The organism is Methylomonas stagni (genome assembly GCF_050154735.1).
GTDB classification, from domain to species: Bacteria; Pseudomonadota; Gammaproteobacteria; order Methylococcales; family Methylomonadaceae; genus Methylomonas; species Methylomonas koyamae_A.
Genome location: NZ_CP189557.1, coordinates 3,996,492 through 4,012,559 on the forward strand (window position 1 = coordinate 3,996,492; position 16,068 = coordinate 4,012,559).

General features: G+C 57.4%; 13 protein-coding genes and 1 pseudogene. 7 read left to right on the forward strand and 7 right to left on the reverse strand.

The features are described from left to right. Positions 1–8 precede the first annotated feature (8 nt). From ACP4CD_RS18400 to ACP4CD_RS18425, 6 genes are all read left to right on the forward strand, one after another. Positions 9–920 carry an ABC transporter permease gene (locus tag ACP4CD_RS18400; RefSeq protein WP_426994708.1) on the forward strand — a complete coding sequence of 304 codons (912 nt, stop codon included), beginning with the start codon at positions 9–11 and terminating at the stop codon, positions 918–920. A 2-nt stretch (positions 921–922) separates the two neighbouring features. Next, on the forward strand, positions 923–2,122 hold the full coding sequence (locus ACP4CD_RS18405; protein ID WP_426992010.1) for an ABC transporter permease: 1,200 nt from the start codon (positions 923–925) through the stop codon (positions 2,120–2,122). 252 nt (positions 2,123–2,374) lie between these two features. Continuing rightward, positions 2,375–4,399: a TonB-dependent receptor plug domain-containing protein gene (locus ACP4CD_RS18410; protein WP_426992012.1), complete on the forward strand. Its 2,025-nt coding sequence runs from the start codon at positions 2,375–2,377 to the stop codon at positions 4,397–4,399. Further along, positions 4,374–4,928, forward strand: a complete 555-nt coding sequence (locus ACP4CD_RS18415; protein ID WP_426992013.1) for a YfiR family protein — start codon at positions 4,374–4,376, stop codon at positions 4,926–4,928. The genes ACP4CD_RS18410 and ACP4CD_RS18415 overlap by 26 nt, the downstream gene beginning before the upstream one ends. Positions 4,929–5,078: 150 nt before the next feature. Beyond that, a complete protein-coding gene (locus ACP4CD_RS18420) occupies positions 5,079–5,267 on the forward strand; it encodes a late competence development ComFB family protein (RefSeq protein WP_426992015.1) in 189 nt (62 codons plus the stop codon). Next, positions 5,264–5,479 carry a hypothetical protein gene (locus tag ACP4CD_RS18425; protein ID WP_157197795.1) on the forward strand — a complete coding sequence of 72 codons (216 nt, stop codon included), beginning with the start codon at positions 5,264–5,266 and terminating at the stop codon, positions 5,477–5,479. The genes ACP4CD_RS18420 and ACP4CD_RS18425 overlap by 4 nt, the downstream gene beginning before the upstream one ends. Before the next feature lie 49 nt (positions 5,480–5,528). On the opposite strand, the gene ACP4CD_RS18430 is transcribed toward ACP4CD_RS18425, so the two are convergent. The 7 genes and pseudogenes from ACP4CD_RS18430 to speE form a co-directional block, all read right to left on the reverse strand. After that, positions 5,529–6,224 (reverse strand): OmpA family protein, encoded by a 696-nt coding sequence (locus ACP4CD_RS18430; RefSeq protein WP_064026732.1) that lies wholly within the window; start codon positions 6,222–6,224, stop codon positions 5,529–5,531. 29 nt (positions 6,225–6,253) lie between these two features. Then, positions 6,254–6,658: an exosortase system-associated protein, TIGR04073 family gene (locus tag ACP4CD_RS18435; protein ID WP_281021686.1), complete on the reverse strand. Its 405-nt coding sequence runs from the start codon at positions 6,656–6,658 to the stop codon at positions 6,254–6,256. Between the two features lie 130 nt (positions 6,659–6,788). Further along, complete coding sequence (locus ACP4CD_RS18440) at positions 6,789–7,511, reverse strand: diguanylate cyclase (RefSeq protein WP_426992018.1); 723 nt, start codon at positions 7,509–7,511, stop codon at positions 6,789–6,791. 557 nt (positions 7,512–8,068) lie between these two features. Next, positions 8,069–10,309 (reverse strand): putative bifunctional diguanylate cyclase/phosphodiesterase, encoded by a 2,241-nt coding sequence (locus tag ACP4CD_RS18445; protein WP_426992019.1) that lies wholly within the window; start codon positions 10,307–10,309, stop codon positions 8,069–8,071. Beyond that, the gene (locus ACP4CD_RS18450) at positions 10,293–12,098 is read right to left on the reverse strand and encodes a CheR family methyltransferase (protein ID WP_426992020.1); all 1,806 of its coding nucleotides are present in this window, start codon (positions 12,096–12,098) and stop codon (positions 10,293–10,295) included. Before ACP4CD_RS18450 ends, ACP4CD_RS18445 begins: the two co-directional genes overlap by 17 nt. A gap of 235 nt (positions 12,099–12,333) precedes the next feature. Beyond that, a pseudogene (locus tag ACP4CD_RS18455) lies at positions 12,334–12,849 on the reverse strand (chemotaxis protein CheB); the annotation flags it as partial. A 435-nt stretch (positions 12,850–13,284) separates the two neighbouring features. Continuing rightward, the gene (gene speE, locus ACP4CD_RS18460) at positions 13,285–14,130 is read right to left on the reverse strand and encodes a polyamine aminopropyltransferase (protein WP_071159092.1); all 846 of its coding nucleotides are present in this window, start codon (positions 14,128–14,130) and stop codon (positions 13,285–13,287) included. 81 nt (positions 14,131–14,211) lie between these two features. Here speE and speA point away from each other — a divergent pair, with 81 nt between their 5' ends. Beyond that, complete coding sequence (gene speA / locus ACP4CD_RS18465; protein WP_426992022.1) at positions 14,212–16,035, forward strand: biosynthetic arginine decarboxylase; 1,824 nt, start codon at positions 14,212–14,214, stop codon at positions 16,033–16,035. The last annotated feature ends 33 nt before the right edge of the window (positions 16,036–16,068 follow it).

Consider the following 16,068-nt stretch of genomic DNA (forward strand, 5'->3'; position numbering starts at 1 on the left):
GCCGCAATATCGCCGCGATCGCGCCGGTCAATATCGGTTCGGCGCCGGTGTCGGTGGCCGGCCTGGAGCGGGAAACCAACATCATGGGTTCGACCCATGCCTTGCTGCGGGTGCGACATTTAACGGTCGCCCAGGGCCGATTTCTGCCCGAAGCCGCCGCTGGGCGGGAACTGTCGGTCTGCGTCATCGGCAAGAAAATCCGCGAGGATTTGTTCGGCCAACGTCGAGCGGTCGGCGAATGGCTTAGAATCAACGACCGCCGCTTCCGGGTCGTTGGCGTGCTGGCCGAGGAAGGCCAGTCGATCGGTACCGGTTTCGACGAACTGGTGATCGTGCCGGTGGCCTCGGCGCAGGCCTTGTTCGATAGTCACTCCTTGTTCCGAATTCTGATCGAGGCGCATAGCGAAGCGGCGATGCACCGAGCTGTCGACGAGGTGCGCCGCATCATCCAAGCGCGCCATGAAGGCGAGGACGACATTACCGTGATTACTCAAGACAGCGTGGTTAACACTTTCGACAAGATTCTTAGCGCACTGACTTACACGGTGGCCGGCATCGCCTCGGTCAGCCTGGCGGTGGCCGGCGTGCTGGTGATGAACGTGATGCTGGTCAGCGTCAGCCAGCGTACCGCCGAAATCGGTCTGTTGAAGGCCTTGGGCGCCCGGCGCGCCGAGCTGCAAGCGCTGTTCTTGACCGAAGCCGCCTTGTTGTCGTTGGCCGGCGCTTTAGTGGGCAATCTATTGGGCAACGCCGGTATCGCCGCGCTGGGCTGGTGGTATCCTAATTTCCCGCTGCATTTGCCGGCTTGGGCTTGGACAGCTTCGCTGGCGGTGGCACTGGCGACCGGCCTGGGCTTCGGCGTGTTGCCGGCCCGTAAGGCGGCCGGTCTGAACCCGGTGACGGCCTTGGGACGGCGCTAATCATGAGCTGGCTAGATACCTTAATGCTGGCGCGGACCAGCGTGTTCAGCCATAAGCAGCGCTCCTTGCTGACCGCGCTGGGTCTGATCATCGGCATCGCCGCGGTCGTGATTCTGACCGCGATCGGCCAAGGCATACACCGTTTCGTGTTAGCGGAATTTACCCAGTTCGGCACCCATTTGCTGGCGGTGTTTCCCGGCAAGACCACCACCTTTGGCTTGTCCGGCGCGACGATCAGTACGGTGCGGCCGTTGTCGGTGGCCGATGCGGTCAGCTTGGGCCGGCTGGACAATGTCGTCGCGGCCATGCCGTTGGTGCAGGGCAACGCCCGGATCGAAGCCGGCAATCGCCAGCGCCGCGCCAATGTGTTTGGCGTAGGCGCGGCCTTACCGCAAGTCTGGCAACTCGGGGTCGCCAGCGGCCGCTTTCTGCCCGATTCCGCCGACCATGCCTCGCGGGCTTTCGCGGTGCTGGGCAGCAAGGTGTATCGCGAATTGTACGGACGCAGCAGTCCGCTCGGCCAACGGCTGCGGATCGGCAACGACCGGTTCCGGATCGTCGGCGTCATGGAGGCCAAAGGCCAAATGCTGGGCTTTGACCTGGACGACACGGTATTTGTCGCCGCCGACAAGGCGATGGAAATGTTCGACCGGCAGAGCCTGATGGAGATCGACCTGTTGTATAGCGGCGAAGCGAGCGTGGCGACCGTGGAACAGGCCATCAAGCGCCGATTGATCGCGCGGCACGGCAGCGAGGATTTCACGCTGGTCAGCCAAAATCAGATGCTGGAAAAAATGGATTCGGTGCTGGGCGTGCTGACCATGGCGGTTGGCGCGCTGGGCGGAATCTCGCTGTTGGTCGGCTCGGTGGGTATATTGACGATCATGACCATCGCGGTTTCGGAGCGAGTCGGTGAAATCGGCTTGTTGCGTGCCATCGGCGCCGAGCGGGGTACGGTGTTCCGGCTGTTTCTCAGCGAAGCCTTGCTGTTGAGCATGAGCGGCGGCTTGGGCGGCCTCGCGGTCGGCGTCGGCGTAGTGCTGGCGGTGCGAACGCTGTTGCCGGGTTTACCGGTGGAACTAGCCTGGGGATATCTGATCTCGGCGTTTTTTTTGTCGTTGGCGATAGGCGTCGCCGCCGGCGTGGTGCCGGCGATCCGCGCCGCGCGCCTGAATCCGTTGCGGGCGTTACGGACCGAGTAAGCTTGAATTGTCGAATCCCGGTACCGGATAGGCTAAAGCATTCCCTTGGCGCTCGATCGCGCCGATAGTGCTGGGGCGAGTCGAATCGATGGCGTATCCGAAAAGGATTGGAAACCCGATGCGATTTACCAATATTCGCGGCGACGGGGCTGATGATGTTGTTCGGTCTTGGCGCCGTCAATGCTATCGGCATGCCGAAGCGCCGGCTAACGTATAATGTTCGGGTAAATTGCTTACCGAGAGTGATTGGTCATGCGCGACACTGGCGATTGCCGATATTCGATCCTGATACTTTGCCTGTTAGGCACGGCTTGCCGACCGGCCGTTGCCGACGAGGGCAGCGATGCGATCAGTTCCACGGCCGAACTGCTGCCGCTGAGTTGGGAGGAACTGACTGAGTTGGATGTCTCCGGTCTGGCGCGTCGCCAGCAATCGGTCAAGGACAGTCCTGCGGCGGCCTTCGTGATTACCGGCGAAGATATACGCCGTTCCGGTGCCAATAGCCTGCCGGACGTGTTACGGATGGTGCCGGGCATGAACGTGGCGAAAATCAATGCATCCAATTGGGCCGTCAGCGCGCGCGGCTTCAACGATCTATACGCCAATAAACTACAAGTGATGATCGACGGCCGCAGCGTTTACGACCCGTTGATCAGCGGGGTGTATTGGGGCCAGCAGAATCCGGCGCTGCAGGACATCGAGCGTATCGAAGTGCTGCGCGGCCCCAGCGGTACCTTATGGGGCGCCAACGCAGTGAACGGCACCGTCAACATCGTAACGCGCTCGGCTCGCGACACCCAGGGCGGCTTGTTGTACGGCGGCGGCGGCACCGAGGAGCGCGGTTTCGGCGGGGTTCGCTACGGCGGCCAACTGACGGACGGGGTACATTGGCGGGGCACCTTGAATGCGGTCAACCGCGACGCCAGCGCGCGGCTGAACGGTGCCGGCGATACCGCCGACTATATGAACGCGCAAAACGCCAATTTTCGGCTGGACGGTCAAACCGGCGAACGGGATCAATGGATGCTGGAAGCCAATGTGGCGCGTTACCGTTTACAGGGTGACTACATCGGTGTGACCAGTATCGATCCGCCCGCTTGGCGCTCCGACGACTTCGGCCGCGACGGCGTGACCGGCAGTCTGCAAGGCGATTGGCGACACCGGACCGACAGCGGCCACGATTGGCGCCTGAACATGGCGTTCACCCAAACCGAGTGGACGTTGGCGATGAACCGAATGAGTCGATCGCAATACGTGCTGGATTGGCAGGACAGCCTGCCGTCCGACGGCGCCCACCATTGGTTGTGGGGTTTGAACTATCAAATGATCAACGATCGTTTCGACAATACCCTGACCTTGAGCTTTTTGCCGGCCGAATTCACTCAGCACAACGTCGGTCTGTTTCTGCAGGATCAAATCGATTTGGGCGAAGACGTCAAATTGACGCTAGCCAACCGGGTCGAGCATTTCACTTACACCGGGTGGGAAACCGAACCGAATGCCCGTTTGATTTGGACGCCGGACCGTCGCCACAGCCTGTGGGCGGCGATATCGCGGGCGGTGGTCTTGCCGAATCGAGCCCAGCACAGCATTCGGCTGTACAAGACGATTCCCGGTACAGACCGGTTTTTCGAAGCCATTGCCAATCCCCACATGTTGACCGAGAACTTGATGGCCTACGAGTTGGGTTGGCGCTGGCAGGCGACCGATACCTTCGATATCGATACCGCGCTGTTTTACAACATCTACGATCGGATGCAGGGCACTCGATTTACCGGCCAAGTTTTCAACGATCCCATTCCCGGCACTTTGGAAGCTACGGTCGGCAACGAGCGGCAAGTCAAAAGCTACGGACTGGAAGTGTCGGCCAACTATCGAGTCAACCACGATTGGCGCCTGCAGGCCTCATACAGCGCCAACCAATTCGATATCGAATACGACCGTAGCCAATCCTGGCTGCGCGATCCGCTGACCGAGCAGCACTTCAATCCCAGCCATCAGTTGTCGCTGCGCTCGCTGTTCAACCTGACCAGCGAAATCGAACTGGACGCCTGGGCGCGCTATGTCGATAGGCTTTATGTGGATCAACGCGAAATACCGGATTACATTACCCTCGATTTGCGCCTGGGTTGGCATCCGCACCGGAATTTGGAGTTTTCGGTCAGCGGCCAAAATTTGCTGGACGCCTACCATCCCGAGTTTAGCGACATTCTGTACATACAATCGGTCAGTCAATTGCAGCGTGGTTATTTTGCCCAAGTATCCTGGCGGTTTTAACCGGTCGGTCGTGGGCGTGCTGGCGCGCTGGCGCGTTGGCTGGATTTCGCTGTTGGCCGTGGCGGCGATTTCGTGGGTCGCTGCCAGCGACAGCGTGCCATCCAATCAGGAGTATCAGCTAAAGACGGCCTATTTGTTTCATTTCGCGGAATTGGCGGAATGGCCGGAATCGGCGCCAGTCAATATTTGTCTGTTGGGCGACAGTCCGCTACGCGACTATTTACCGGTTTTGGAAGGTTGGCAAATCGACAACCGCGTCGTACACGTGTCGCTCGGCGATAACATCGACAATTGCCGCATCCTGTTTTTAAGCGATCTCCACGTATTGTCGAAGGCGGTCAGCGAATATGCCCGCATCCGCCACGTACTGCTGGTCAGCGATGTCGAGGATTTCGCCCGCCGCGGCGGCATGGTGCAATTTACGTTGCGCGACAATAAATTAAAGTTGGTGGTGAATTTGCCGGCGGTCAGGGATGCCGGTTTGAAACTCAGTTCCAAATTGTTGCGAATGGCGGAAATCGTGCAATGAACCGCGCTCGTCCGAATCTGGGCTATGGTTAACCTGCATTTGTTTTCAGTCAGGAGTTTGTATGCTCAACATCGTCAATTATTACGAGCAATTGGTCGTCGACCGGTTATGGAAAATGGCCGAATCCGGCGAATTACCGGAGGGGGCGGCTTGCGGGAAGACGTGGCTTGCCTGGCCTTGAACCGATTAACGCCGTGTTACGTGCGCAATCCGATCGACAAGGGGATACACGTTGACGACAGCCAATATCAACGAATGACCGCCAACGTCGAGGTGGCGATTGCCGAAGCCGTTAAACAGGTGCTCGATAGGCCGCGAAGCGACCGGGAGGCCTCGTGAGACGGTCGGCTAGGACAGTGGTCTGCTCGACGCTGATGCTGGTTATCGCCGGTTGCGGTTCTGCCGATCAGCCGTCGGACGAGCCACGCGCCGGCGGCGATGGCCGAGCGGTCGCCGAGGCGCTGCAAAAGCCGGTCGAACAAGCCAGGGACGCGGAAAAACAAATTTTCGAAAGTGCCGAACGCCAAAAGCAGGCGGCCGACCAGATGTGATACAGGCCGAGCCCGCGCCCATCGGGCGCGGGTCGGGAGAGTCAAAGGCTTATTTCAGATTGGGACAATCGAGGTATTTGGGATGGCTGGTGGTAATCGTGGCGACCCGATAATCCTGGTTGGGCGTATTGTCTGGACCTTGGCCTTCACCGGTGGCGCTGACGGTCAATTGCTCGGCCTTGGCGCCGTGATCGATCAATAACTTGACCACGGTATCGGCGCGGCGTTTGGACAGCGCCATGTTGTCGTTGGATTTGCCGACCGTGTCGGCCGATGCAGTGACCGCCGCCTTGGCATCCGGATGCGCGCCAAGGTAGTGACCGAGATGGCCGATGCCGCCGTGATCCGTTTTGAACGGTACCGCGCTGCCGGTTTTGAAATAGGCTGCGACGTGGTGGATCGGCTCGTTCTGGTGATGGTTGTGGCCGTGAACTTCGGTCAACCAAGCGCACAGTTCCTTCTCTGACTGCAATTTATGCTCGGCGGCGGCTCGCGCGGCGGCCTGAGCCTGTTGCTTCTCGTCGATATTCCAATAGTAGCCTTTCTCCCAATGCTCCAGAATGTGATTGGCGGTTTCCAGGTTTTCTTCGGCTTTTTCCTCGTGGAGGATAGATTGTCCGTAATGGCCGGCCATGGAGGCGTCGATTTGTGCTTTTAATTCCGAGGTATCTTGTTTCGGTGTGGTGCAGGCCGTCAAGGACACGGCTAAAACCGCGAGTGGCAAGTAAACTGATTGCGTTTTCATGGTGTTCTCCTCGTCGTGGTGGTGCGCCGTTACTCGCCGTCGTCCATCGGACCGTAATGGGTCCAATAGCCGGGCAGGTGCAGACCGAAATAGCGGGTGTCTTCGCTGTAGCGTTCCCAGACGTAGGCCGGGGAGATGAATTCATCGCTCGGGATCGGCGCGCTGATAAATTCGACGGTACCGACCAAGGTTCGGCCGACGGTGTGGGCAACGCCGCGCAACAAACCCCAGCTCATGCCGACCAGAATATTCTGTTCGCTGCTGATATTGACGATGTTTTTCGGCAGCTCGCCGACGCCCAGCGCCATATTAAAAAAGCCCTGATTAATTTTGTCGGTAAAGTCGTGCAAATAACCGTTTTCGTGTGCGTTTGCCGCCGGTGTCAACAGGAAACCGGAAAGCAGGCAGGTGGTGAGAAATGGATGGATTTTCATGACAGTGCTCCCGTTATGTTGCATAAGGTAATTCCGCATAGCCGCTTAAGCATAGCAGCGATCACCGGAAAAGCATCCGTGACAGCGGACATTTAGGGTTTAGCGGTCGCCAGGGGACCTTCTTTTCAGCTCAGTCGCCAGCAACTTCGACCCGATTGCGGCCGTTTTTCTTGGCGAGATACAACGCATCGTCGGCGGCTTGGATGATGGCTTCCAGCGTCAGGAACGGATCGATGGGGCGGCTGCAGATACCGATCGATATGGTCGTCGGTATGTAGCGGTTTTGGAAACGGAAACTATGGTTCATCACGGTTAAACGAATACGCTCGGCCCAGGCGACCGAGGCTGCAACGCTGGATTCGCGTAGCAGCATGATGAATTCCTCGCCCCCGTAGCGGGCCACCAAGTCTTCCTCGCGCATTTCCGCGCCGAGGATATTCGCCAATTCCCTGAGAATCTGGTCGCCAGCCAAATGGCCGTAGGTGTCGTTTTTCTGTTTGAAATGATCGGCGTCGCACATGACGATGGTCATTCGAGCGTCGGCACGTTTGCAAAACGCCAACTCTTGTTGAGCCCGCATCATAAATGCATTGCGGTTCAGGATGCCGGTCAGCGCGTCGATATTGGCGGCTTGGTACAGTTCCTCCTCGGAGCGGGCTTCTATGAAGCGCTTATAATCGATCTTCAGGTATAAATCGCCGACCCGGACCCTATCCAGCAAATCGATGCGTTGCTTTTGGATGCGTTTGCCGTTGACGAAGGTGCCGTTGGTGGAGTTGAGGTCGGCGATAACGATGTAGCCGGGATAGCGGATGAAGGCACAATGTTGGCGGGAGATTTTTGGGTCCGGCACGCAGATGTCGGCATCCGCCCCCTCCCCAAACTGATTTGCGGCTTGTCCAGTTTGTACTGTTTGCCTTGATGATGCCCCGACAGCATGATCAGGTAAGGCTCCAGCTCGGTTCGGGTCCTGCCGGCTTCCGACAGTTTGGTCACCAGCGTGTTCGCCGAGTCTTGCTGGGTCTTATCCGGGGGAGTGCTGGTCATGGCGGCATTGTAACCCTGTTCCGTCGTTAGTGTTTAAGGGTGTAGTCAAGCATAGGCCAATATTGTAAAACCTCCGGCGTTTGGTGTCTGCATTTGCCTGAAACGGTGGAGCTGCGGAGGCCGCGCCGATAGCGAGCGCGCCGACACGATGGCGGGTAGGGTATTGGCGCCAACGCTTACACTGACAGGCGCACCCATTTTGAAAAAAGTCGGTTTGGCCGCTCGCCTGGTTTGAAACTGCGCCGCGATATTGTCCGTCCCACCGCGAGCCTAGTAGCCATATCCGGTCAACCTACCCTGCAGCGGGCTAGCGAAACCGGAAAATGGGTCGAAAACGCCGATGAGATTGTCATCGAGAGTCCTTCAACGCTGTTGAAATCGCGGTCCACCATCGGCCCGAGTCGAGCTGAACAGCTTTTCGAAGTCCGCCGCCGGCACCGGTTTCGAGAAAAGGTAGCCTTGCCCGTAATCGCAGCCGGCCTGCATTAATAAATCGCGCTGCACCTCGGTTTCCACGCCTTCGGCGATCACTTTTATGCCCAATACGTGCGCCAGCATGATAATCGCCTCGCACAAGGCCATATCGGTGGAATGCGCGGTCAAACCGGACACGAAAGCCTGATCGATCTTCAAGAAATCGATCTGGTATTTTTTCAGATAGGATAGCGACGAATAGCCGGTGCCGAAATCGTCCAACGACGTCTGCATCCCGGCGTTTTTAAAAGCCAGCAGTTTCTCGGTAACGGTATTGGAAGCGTCCAGCAACAAACCTTCGGTAATTTCCACCGCGATGCACCCGCCCGGCAAACCCAAACGTTGCAAGTGTTCGAACCAATCGCCCAATTTGTCGCTATTGTTATGAAACTGCGCCGGCGATTTATTGATACTGATCTGAAACTGGGCGCTGTGACGATGGCGCCAAACCGCGACTTGCTCGGCCACTTGATGAAACACCCAGGAGCCGATTTCGGTGATCAGCCCGGTGTCTTCGGCGATGGGAATAAATTCGGCGGGATTGACGCGGCCGCGAGTGGGATGCTCCCAGCGGATCAGCGCTTCGGCTTTCCGGATTTCGCCGGTAGCCAAATCCACGATCGGTTGATACGCCACCCAGATTTGTTGATCGGCCAACGCGTGGCGGAGGTCGTTGGTCAGCCGCAAGCGAATTTCGGCGGCTTCCTGCATTGCCGGCGTAAAGTAACAAAACCGGCCGCGGCCCAGCTTCTTGGCGGCATACATGGCTTGATCGGCATTTTTCAGTAAATCCTCCACTGAGTCGGCATCGTCCGGATACAGCGCGATGCCGATGCTGATGGAGATGTAGCAAAGCTCATCCTTCAATTTGAACGGCGCCGTCATGGTCCGCAGAATCGCCTGCGCCACCCGATCGATGCTGTTAAGGTCTTGCAATTCCCCCATGATCAGCGTGAATTCATCCCCGCCCGGCCGCGCCAGGGTATCGGTCTCGCGGATGCAGGCCATCAGACGATGCGTGGTTTCCTCGAGCAAACGGTCGCCCACGTCGTGTCCCAAGGTATCGTTAATGTCTTTGAAGTGATCCAGGTCCAAGAACATCAGCGCCAATTTTTGGTGGCCGCGGCGGGATTTTCCAATCGCGCGTTGCAAGCGATCCAGAAACAGACGCCGGTTAGGCAGGCCGGTCAAAGGATCGACGTTGGCCTGTCTGTGAATGATTTCTTCCGCTCGGCGTTGTTCGGTGATGTCGGACGACATCGCCACCCGGCGAACGATTTGGCCGCTGTCGCCGTAGACGGTGCTGATCGATAAACGCGCCAGAAATTCCTCGCCGTTTTTGCGGCGGTTCCAAAGCTCGCCTTGCCATTGGCCGGTTTGATGCAAGCTGTGCCACATCGCCTGAAAAAACGCCTGATCTTGGCGACCGGATTTCAGCAATGAGGTGGATTGCCCGATGGCTTCGTCGGCGGAATATCCCGTCAGCGAGCTAAACGCCGGATTGATCGCGACAATGCGGTTGTCGGCATCGGCCACCATAATCGCCTCCGAGAGCGCCAGGTAAATTGTCGCGGCCAACTGTACTTCTTGTTCGTTGCGTTTGCGCTCGGTGATGTCGATGACCGCCGCCAGACAGGTTCGATTTTTCCGATCGGCAATCGCCTCGATAGTCACCCAACGGGAAGTTCCGGCCGCTGCCAGAACGATCTCGCAATGCCGCGCGGCGATTCCGGCAAACACCTGCTCCAGAAATTGATCGAACACAGGCCGAAATTCGCCGGCAACGAAATCTGCGAAGCGTCGCCCGTCAACCGTGAAGCGCTGCAGCTTCAATAATTGTTCGCCCTTGAAATTGGCTTGCTGGATGCCGCCGTCGTCGCCTAACGTAAAATAGGCGATCGGCGCGAAATCGAACAATTCCGCGTAGCGCTCCAACGCTTGTTCGGCAAGGCCGCGGGCTTCCCGCAACGCTTCGTTTTGAATTTCCAGTTCGATCTGATGCACTTGTAACTCGTGCAGCGAGCGGTCTTGCGGATCAACCGGCATGTCCGGCGCGGTATTGGCCAACTGCCGTTCGGCTCGTTGGCGCAGCTCGACTTTCGTGCGAATCGTGTCATTCCGATTTTTCATGGCTGTTCCTTAATTCGGCTTCCAGCTTCTTGGTTTCGGAGATATCGATAAAGGTAATAACCACGCCGTCGATCAAATTGTCCTGGGTCCGGTACGGCATGATCCTCACCTTGAACCAACGTTCGTCGCTCGCTCTGATCTGCTTTTCCACGAACACCAAGGTTCGCAACACTTCCCGCGCATCCTGTTGTAGATCGGGATAGTCCAGGTCGGTGACGATGTCGGACAACGGCCGCCCCACATCGGCGGCGATCAACTTAAACAAATGGCCGATGTGACTGGTAAAACGGCGGATATTCAGCGTGCCGTCCAGGAACACCGTGGCGATTTCCATGCTATTCAACAAATTATTCATGTCATTGCTGGCGCGCGACAAATCGTCGACCTTGATTTGCAACTCGGCATTGACCGTTTGCAGCTCCTCGTTTAACGACTGCATCTCTTCCTTGGAGGTGGTCAATTCCTCGTTGGTGGACTGCAATTCTTCGTTGGTCGATTGCAGTTCTTCGTTGGCGGATTTCAGTTCTTCCTGCGAGGTCTGCATTTCCTCGCGCAGGGTTTGTAAATCTTCCTGGGTGTGCTGTAGCTCCGCCTGAAGCAAGGTCTGCGCCGCGTTCGGCGATTTGCGCGACACTTTACCGGCCGGTGCCGCGGCAACGTCGGTAAACACCACTATCAACATGCCCTTTAACGCATCGGGTTTGTGGATGGCCTGCACCGACAAATTCACGGTTTGGCCGCCGCCGTCGTTAGCGACCGTCAGGCCGGCGACCTGCACTACGTCGGCTTGAGTTCTGGCTTTTTTGAGCGCGCCGATCAGTTCGTGCCGCAAACCGTCGCGGGCCATCGCGTGGATATTCCAATTGGCCTTGCCGGCGGCAGGCTCCAGATATTTACCGGTGCGTCCGCTGATGTAAAGAATGTCGCCGTCGGCGTTAACCAAGACCGCCGCCGGAGCGAAGTGTTGCAACAGCAATTGATCCGCCAAGGTTTGCAAATTGGCGATAGGCGGGTGTTTTTCGGTATCTTCGATCATGGATGCGACGGGGAAATATTTGGTCGGGAAATCGACGTTCAACGGAAAAGGCGTATCGATGCGCCGATAAAGTCTTAATTTATGGTCGGTCGCGCTGAACAAATGACTGGCATTCCCGATCGTTTCGGCGTTGCCGAGCGTCAATATCCCGTGGCTGGCGAGCGTATAGTGGAACAGCAAAATCAGTTTTTGCTGCAATTCCTGACTCAGGTAAATCAGTAGATTTCGGCAGCAAAGCAGATCCAGCTTGGTAAACGGCGGATCCATGATCACGTTGTGCGGCGCGAAAATCACCATCTCGCGAATGTCCTTTTTGATGCGGTAGCCGCCGCCGTCCACATTAAAGAAGCGGCTAAGCCTATCCTCGGACACCTCGCCGGCGATAGTCGCGGGAAAGAAGCCTTGCCGCGCCTTGTCGATGGCATCCTGATCCAGATCGGTGGCAAAGATTTGCAGCTTGAACGGACGCGGGCTCTGGCTTTCCGCTAACACTTCCTTGAAGATCATCGCCAGCGAATACGCTTCCTCGCCGGTCGAGCAAGCCGGCACCCAGGCCCGCAAGGCCTTGCCGGCCGGATATTCGGCCAACAGCGCCGGAATGACCTCGGTCTTTAGCGACGCCCAAACCTCCGGATCGCGGAAAAAGCTGGTGACGCCGATCAGCAATTCCTTGAACAATAAATCCAACTCTTGAGGATTCTCGCGCAGATAGTCCGCATATCCGGCGATCGCGTCGATTTGGCGCAAACCCATGCGCCGTTCGATACGGCGATACATAGTATTTTTTATACAGAGAAAAATCGTTACCGGTACGATCGCGCAGCAGAATCAGGATTTGTTCCAGCGAGCTGCGGCTCTTTGAGGCCGGCGCCGTTTCAGGCGTTGCGTGCAAACCGCGCGGACTGTGCTTTAGATAAGCCAGGATCTTTTCCCACAGTACTCGCGGCGGCGCCACGATATCCGCCAAACCGGCGTCGATGGCGCTACGCGGCATCGAGTCGAATTGAGCGGATTCCGGCGACTGCGCGACTGCCAAGCCGGCATTCTCCTTGATCGCGCGTAAGCCCAGCGTACCGTCCGACCCCATGCCCGACAAAATCACGCCGATCGCCCGCTCGTGCTGATCGTCCGCCAGCGCCTTGAAAAACGCGTCGATCGGCAATCGCAAGCCCCTTAGCACCCGAGGTTCGAGCAAACGCAGTTTCCCGCGCTGGATCGACAAATCCTTGTTGGGCGGAATCACGTATACCCAATCGGGCTTGACGGGCATATGGTCGCCGGCCTGAATGACGGTCAACTGCGAGGCGCGCTGCAACAATGCCGGGAGCATGCCTTGATGATGGGGATCGAGATGTTGGACGACGACAAAGGCCACGCCGCAGGCGGCCGGAACCTCAGCGAAAAATTGTTCCAAGGCTTCCAGCCCCCGCCGACGCACCGACCGCAACGATAGGCGGCGTGCCGCCGCTATCGGCACTTGGCGGGGTTTTGGGCGCCGGGCCATGGCTGACGGCTCGCGTCAACGCATCGGCACCTGAATGGGTTCCGGGAGTGTCGGCCATGTTTTAGCTCGCTTGGAAATAGATGAATGCAGAAGGGTCAGATACTACATTGCCGTGATCCCTTTGCGCGAGTCCGGCGATAGCTGTTTGTAAAGCTCGCAAACTCTTTTAGTCACCCGCCCGAAACAATGGCAGAACTTAACACGGTCATTACGGTGGATCGGTACGTTAACGCACATATCGGCCGACGGCCGACACGCGACTCAAGCAATTTCCGCTGGCGGTAGACGAGCAGGTTTCAAACGACGCGGCTTGTCGGTTGGCAAGGGAGGGAGGTTTAGCTTCGCATCCAGTCATCGTGCTGGGCGTTGATTCGCGGAGATTTCAGCGGCCGGCCCCATTGGGGACCGGCGCGGAATGGCGGATGCCGGCCGGTGTTAGGCCAAGGCTTTCTTGAAAAACTCGGGGCAGGCCAGGCTGGCTTGGTGGATGTCGCTGTTGTAGTATACGGTCTCGAACGGCTTGGCGGCGGCGTCCGCTTCACGGAACTTGGCTAGATCGCCCTTGCCGGCCATCGTCGCGCTCCACCAACCGGACGGATAAATACATTGCGGAAAGAAAATGGTTTGCAGGCTGCCGAAACCGCCGGCCTGCATTTCCGCACGCATTTCTTTCAGGATTTTCATGTGCAACAAGGCCGATTCGCTTTGTTGAACGACAATACCGTTCTCGCTCAAGGCCCGGAAGCAATCCTTGTAAAAATCGGCGCAGAACAAACCTTCGGCGGGGCCAACCGGGTCGGTACTATCGACGATAATGATGTCCACGCTGCCGGGCTCGGCGTCCTTGACCCATTTAATGCCGTCGATGAATTTCAAATCGGCGCGGGGGTCTTGGTTGGATTCGCAAAGCTCCGGGAAATAAATTTCCGCCAAGCGGGTAACGCGTTCGTCGATGTCGATTTGCACCGCTTGCTCGACATTCGGGTGCTTCAACACCTCGCGCAAAGTTCCGCAATCGCCGCCGCCGATGATCCAGACTCTTTTCGGGTTGGGATGGGTGTAGAGCACCGGGTGACTCATCATCTCGTGGTAGAAAAAATTGTCGCGGGTCGAGACCATCGTGCAGCCGTCGATGACCATCAGATTACCGAATTGTTCGGTCTCGTAGATTTCCAGAAACTGAAACTCGGATTGCTCCTCGTGCAGCTTGCGTTTGATTTTCAATGAAAAGGCGGAGCCGGATGGCTCTTGCGCTTCGCTGAACCAGGTGGCGTCGAGCATGTGTTGTCCTCAAAAAGTCATAAAATTCGCGGCATTATACTTTAGAATTGCCACCACTTTATGACAGCACGGGGAGCTTAGGTGCCGACATCCGCATGGTCGATTGAACAGGCCAAACAGCTATACGCGATCCAACAATGGGGCGACGGCTATTTTTCGATTAACGACCGGGGGCATGTCAGCGTCAAACCGAGCGGCGCTAGTCAGGTGGAAATCGACTTGTTCGAGGTAGCCGGAGCCTTGCAGGACAAAGGCTTGAGTCTGCCGGTGCTGATCAGATTCACCGATATTCTGCCGGACCGCATCCGCCGGCTGCAACAAGCTTTCGACCAGGCCCGTGCCCATCACGACTATGCCGGCCGCTATACGCCGGTGTATCCGATCAAGGTCAATCAGCAGGGCAATGTCGTCGAAAGCATCGTGTCGGCCGAGCATATCGGCCTGGAAGCCGGCAGCAAGCCGGAGTTGTTGGCGATTTTGGGGTTGGCCAAGCCCAACGGCACCATCGTCTGCAACGGCTACAAGGATCGGTTTTATATTCGGATGGCGCTAATGGGCCAATTGATGGGCTTGGCGGTGTTCATCGTCATCGAAAAACCGTCCGAACTGGAACTGATTCTGGAAGAAGCCGCCAAGTTGCAAGTTCAGCCCCTGATCGGCCTGCGGGTGCGGCTATCCACGATCAGCGCCGGCAAATGGCAGAACAGCGGCGGCGAAAAATCCAAATTCGGTTTGCACGCCAACGAGGTCCTGCAATTGGTGGCCCGCCTGGAGCAGGTCGGCATGCTCGATTGCCTGCGCTTGATGCATTTTCACATGGGTTCGCAAATCGCCAACATCCACGACATCAAACTGGCATTGAAGGAAGCCGGCCAGTTTTACCGACAATTGCGCGACTTGGGCGCCAACATCACCACCGTCGATGCCGGCGGCGGTTTGGGCGTCGATTACGACGGCAGCGGCTCGCGTAGGGAATGTTCGATCAATTACAGCATGCGCGAATACGCCGACAATATCGTCCGCGCCTTTGCCGAAACCAGCCGCGCCTACGGTCTGCCGCAACCCGACATTATTACCGAGTCCGGCCGCGCCATCACCGCTCACCATGCGGTGCTGATTACCAACGTCACCGAGGTCGAAACCTTGCACGGCGCGGCGCCCGCAGTCGGGCGCTTCGGCAACGTCAGCGAGGCTTATCACAACGCTCAGTTCGACATGGCCGAAGCCCGCGCCCGTTTCGTGCAGGGCGACATCGGTCTGGCCGAACTGGCCGACGCCGAAAAGCGCTATGTCGGTTTGTGCCAACAAATCCAGGCGCAGTTGAATTTGGATAACCACCATCACCGCGAAATTTTGCAGGAACTCGACGAGAAGCTGGCCGACAAGGTGTTTTGCAATTTCTCACTGTTTCAATCGATGCCGGACATATGGGGTATCGACCAGATTTTCCCGATCATGCCGATTCATCGTTTGAGCGAGCCGCCTTCCCGGCGCGCGGTGTTGCAGGATTTGACCTGCGACTCGGACGGCCGTATCGATCAATACGTCGATTGCCAAAACATCGCTAACACGCTGCCGCTGCATGCCATCGCCGCCGGCGACGATTATTTGATCGGCTTTTTCATGGTTGGCGCCTACCAGGAAATTCTGGGCGACATGCATAATCTGTTTGGCGACACCCATTCGATTAACGTCGAACTGGACGGCGACGGTTACCGCTTCGGCGAATTCATGGAAGGCGAGGATGTCAGCGAATTGCTCGATTACGTGCATATCGATACCACCGCATTGAAAGCGGCCTACCGGCGCAAACTGGACCAGGCCCCGTTAAGCGCCGAGCAAAAGCACGCTTTCGAGCAAGAATTGCTGGTCGGACTAAACGCCTATACTTATCTGGATAAATAACGGCGTTAGCCGACGCAAGCCAACGGAGTACGA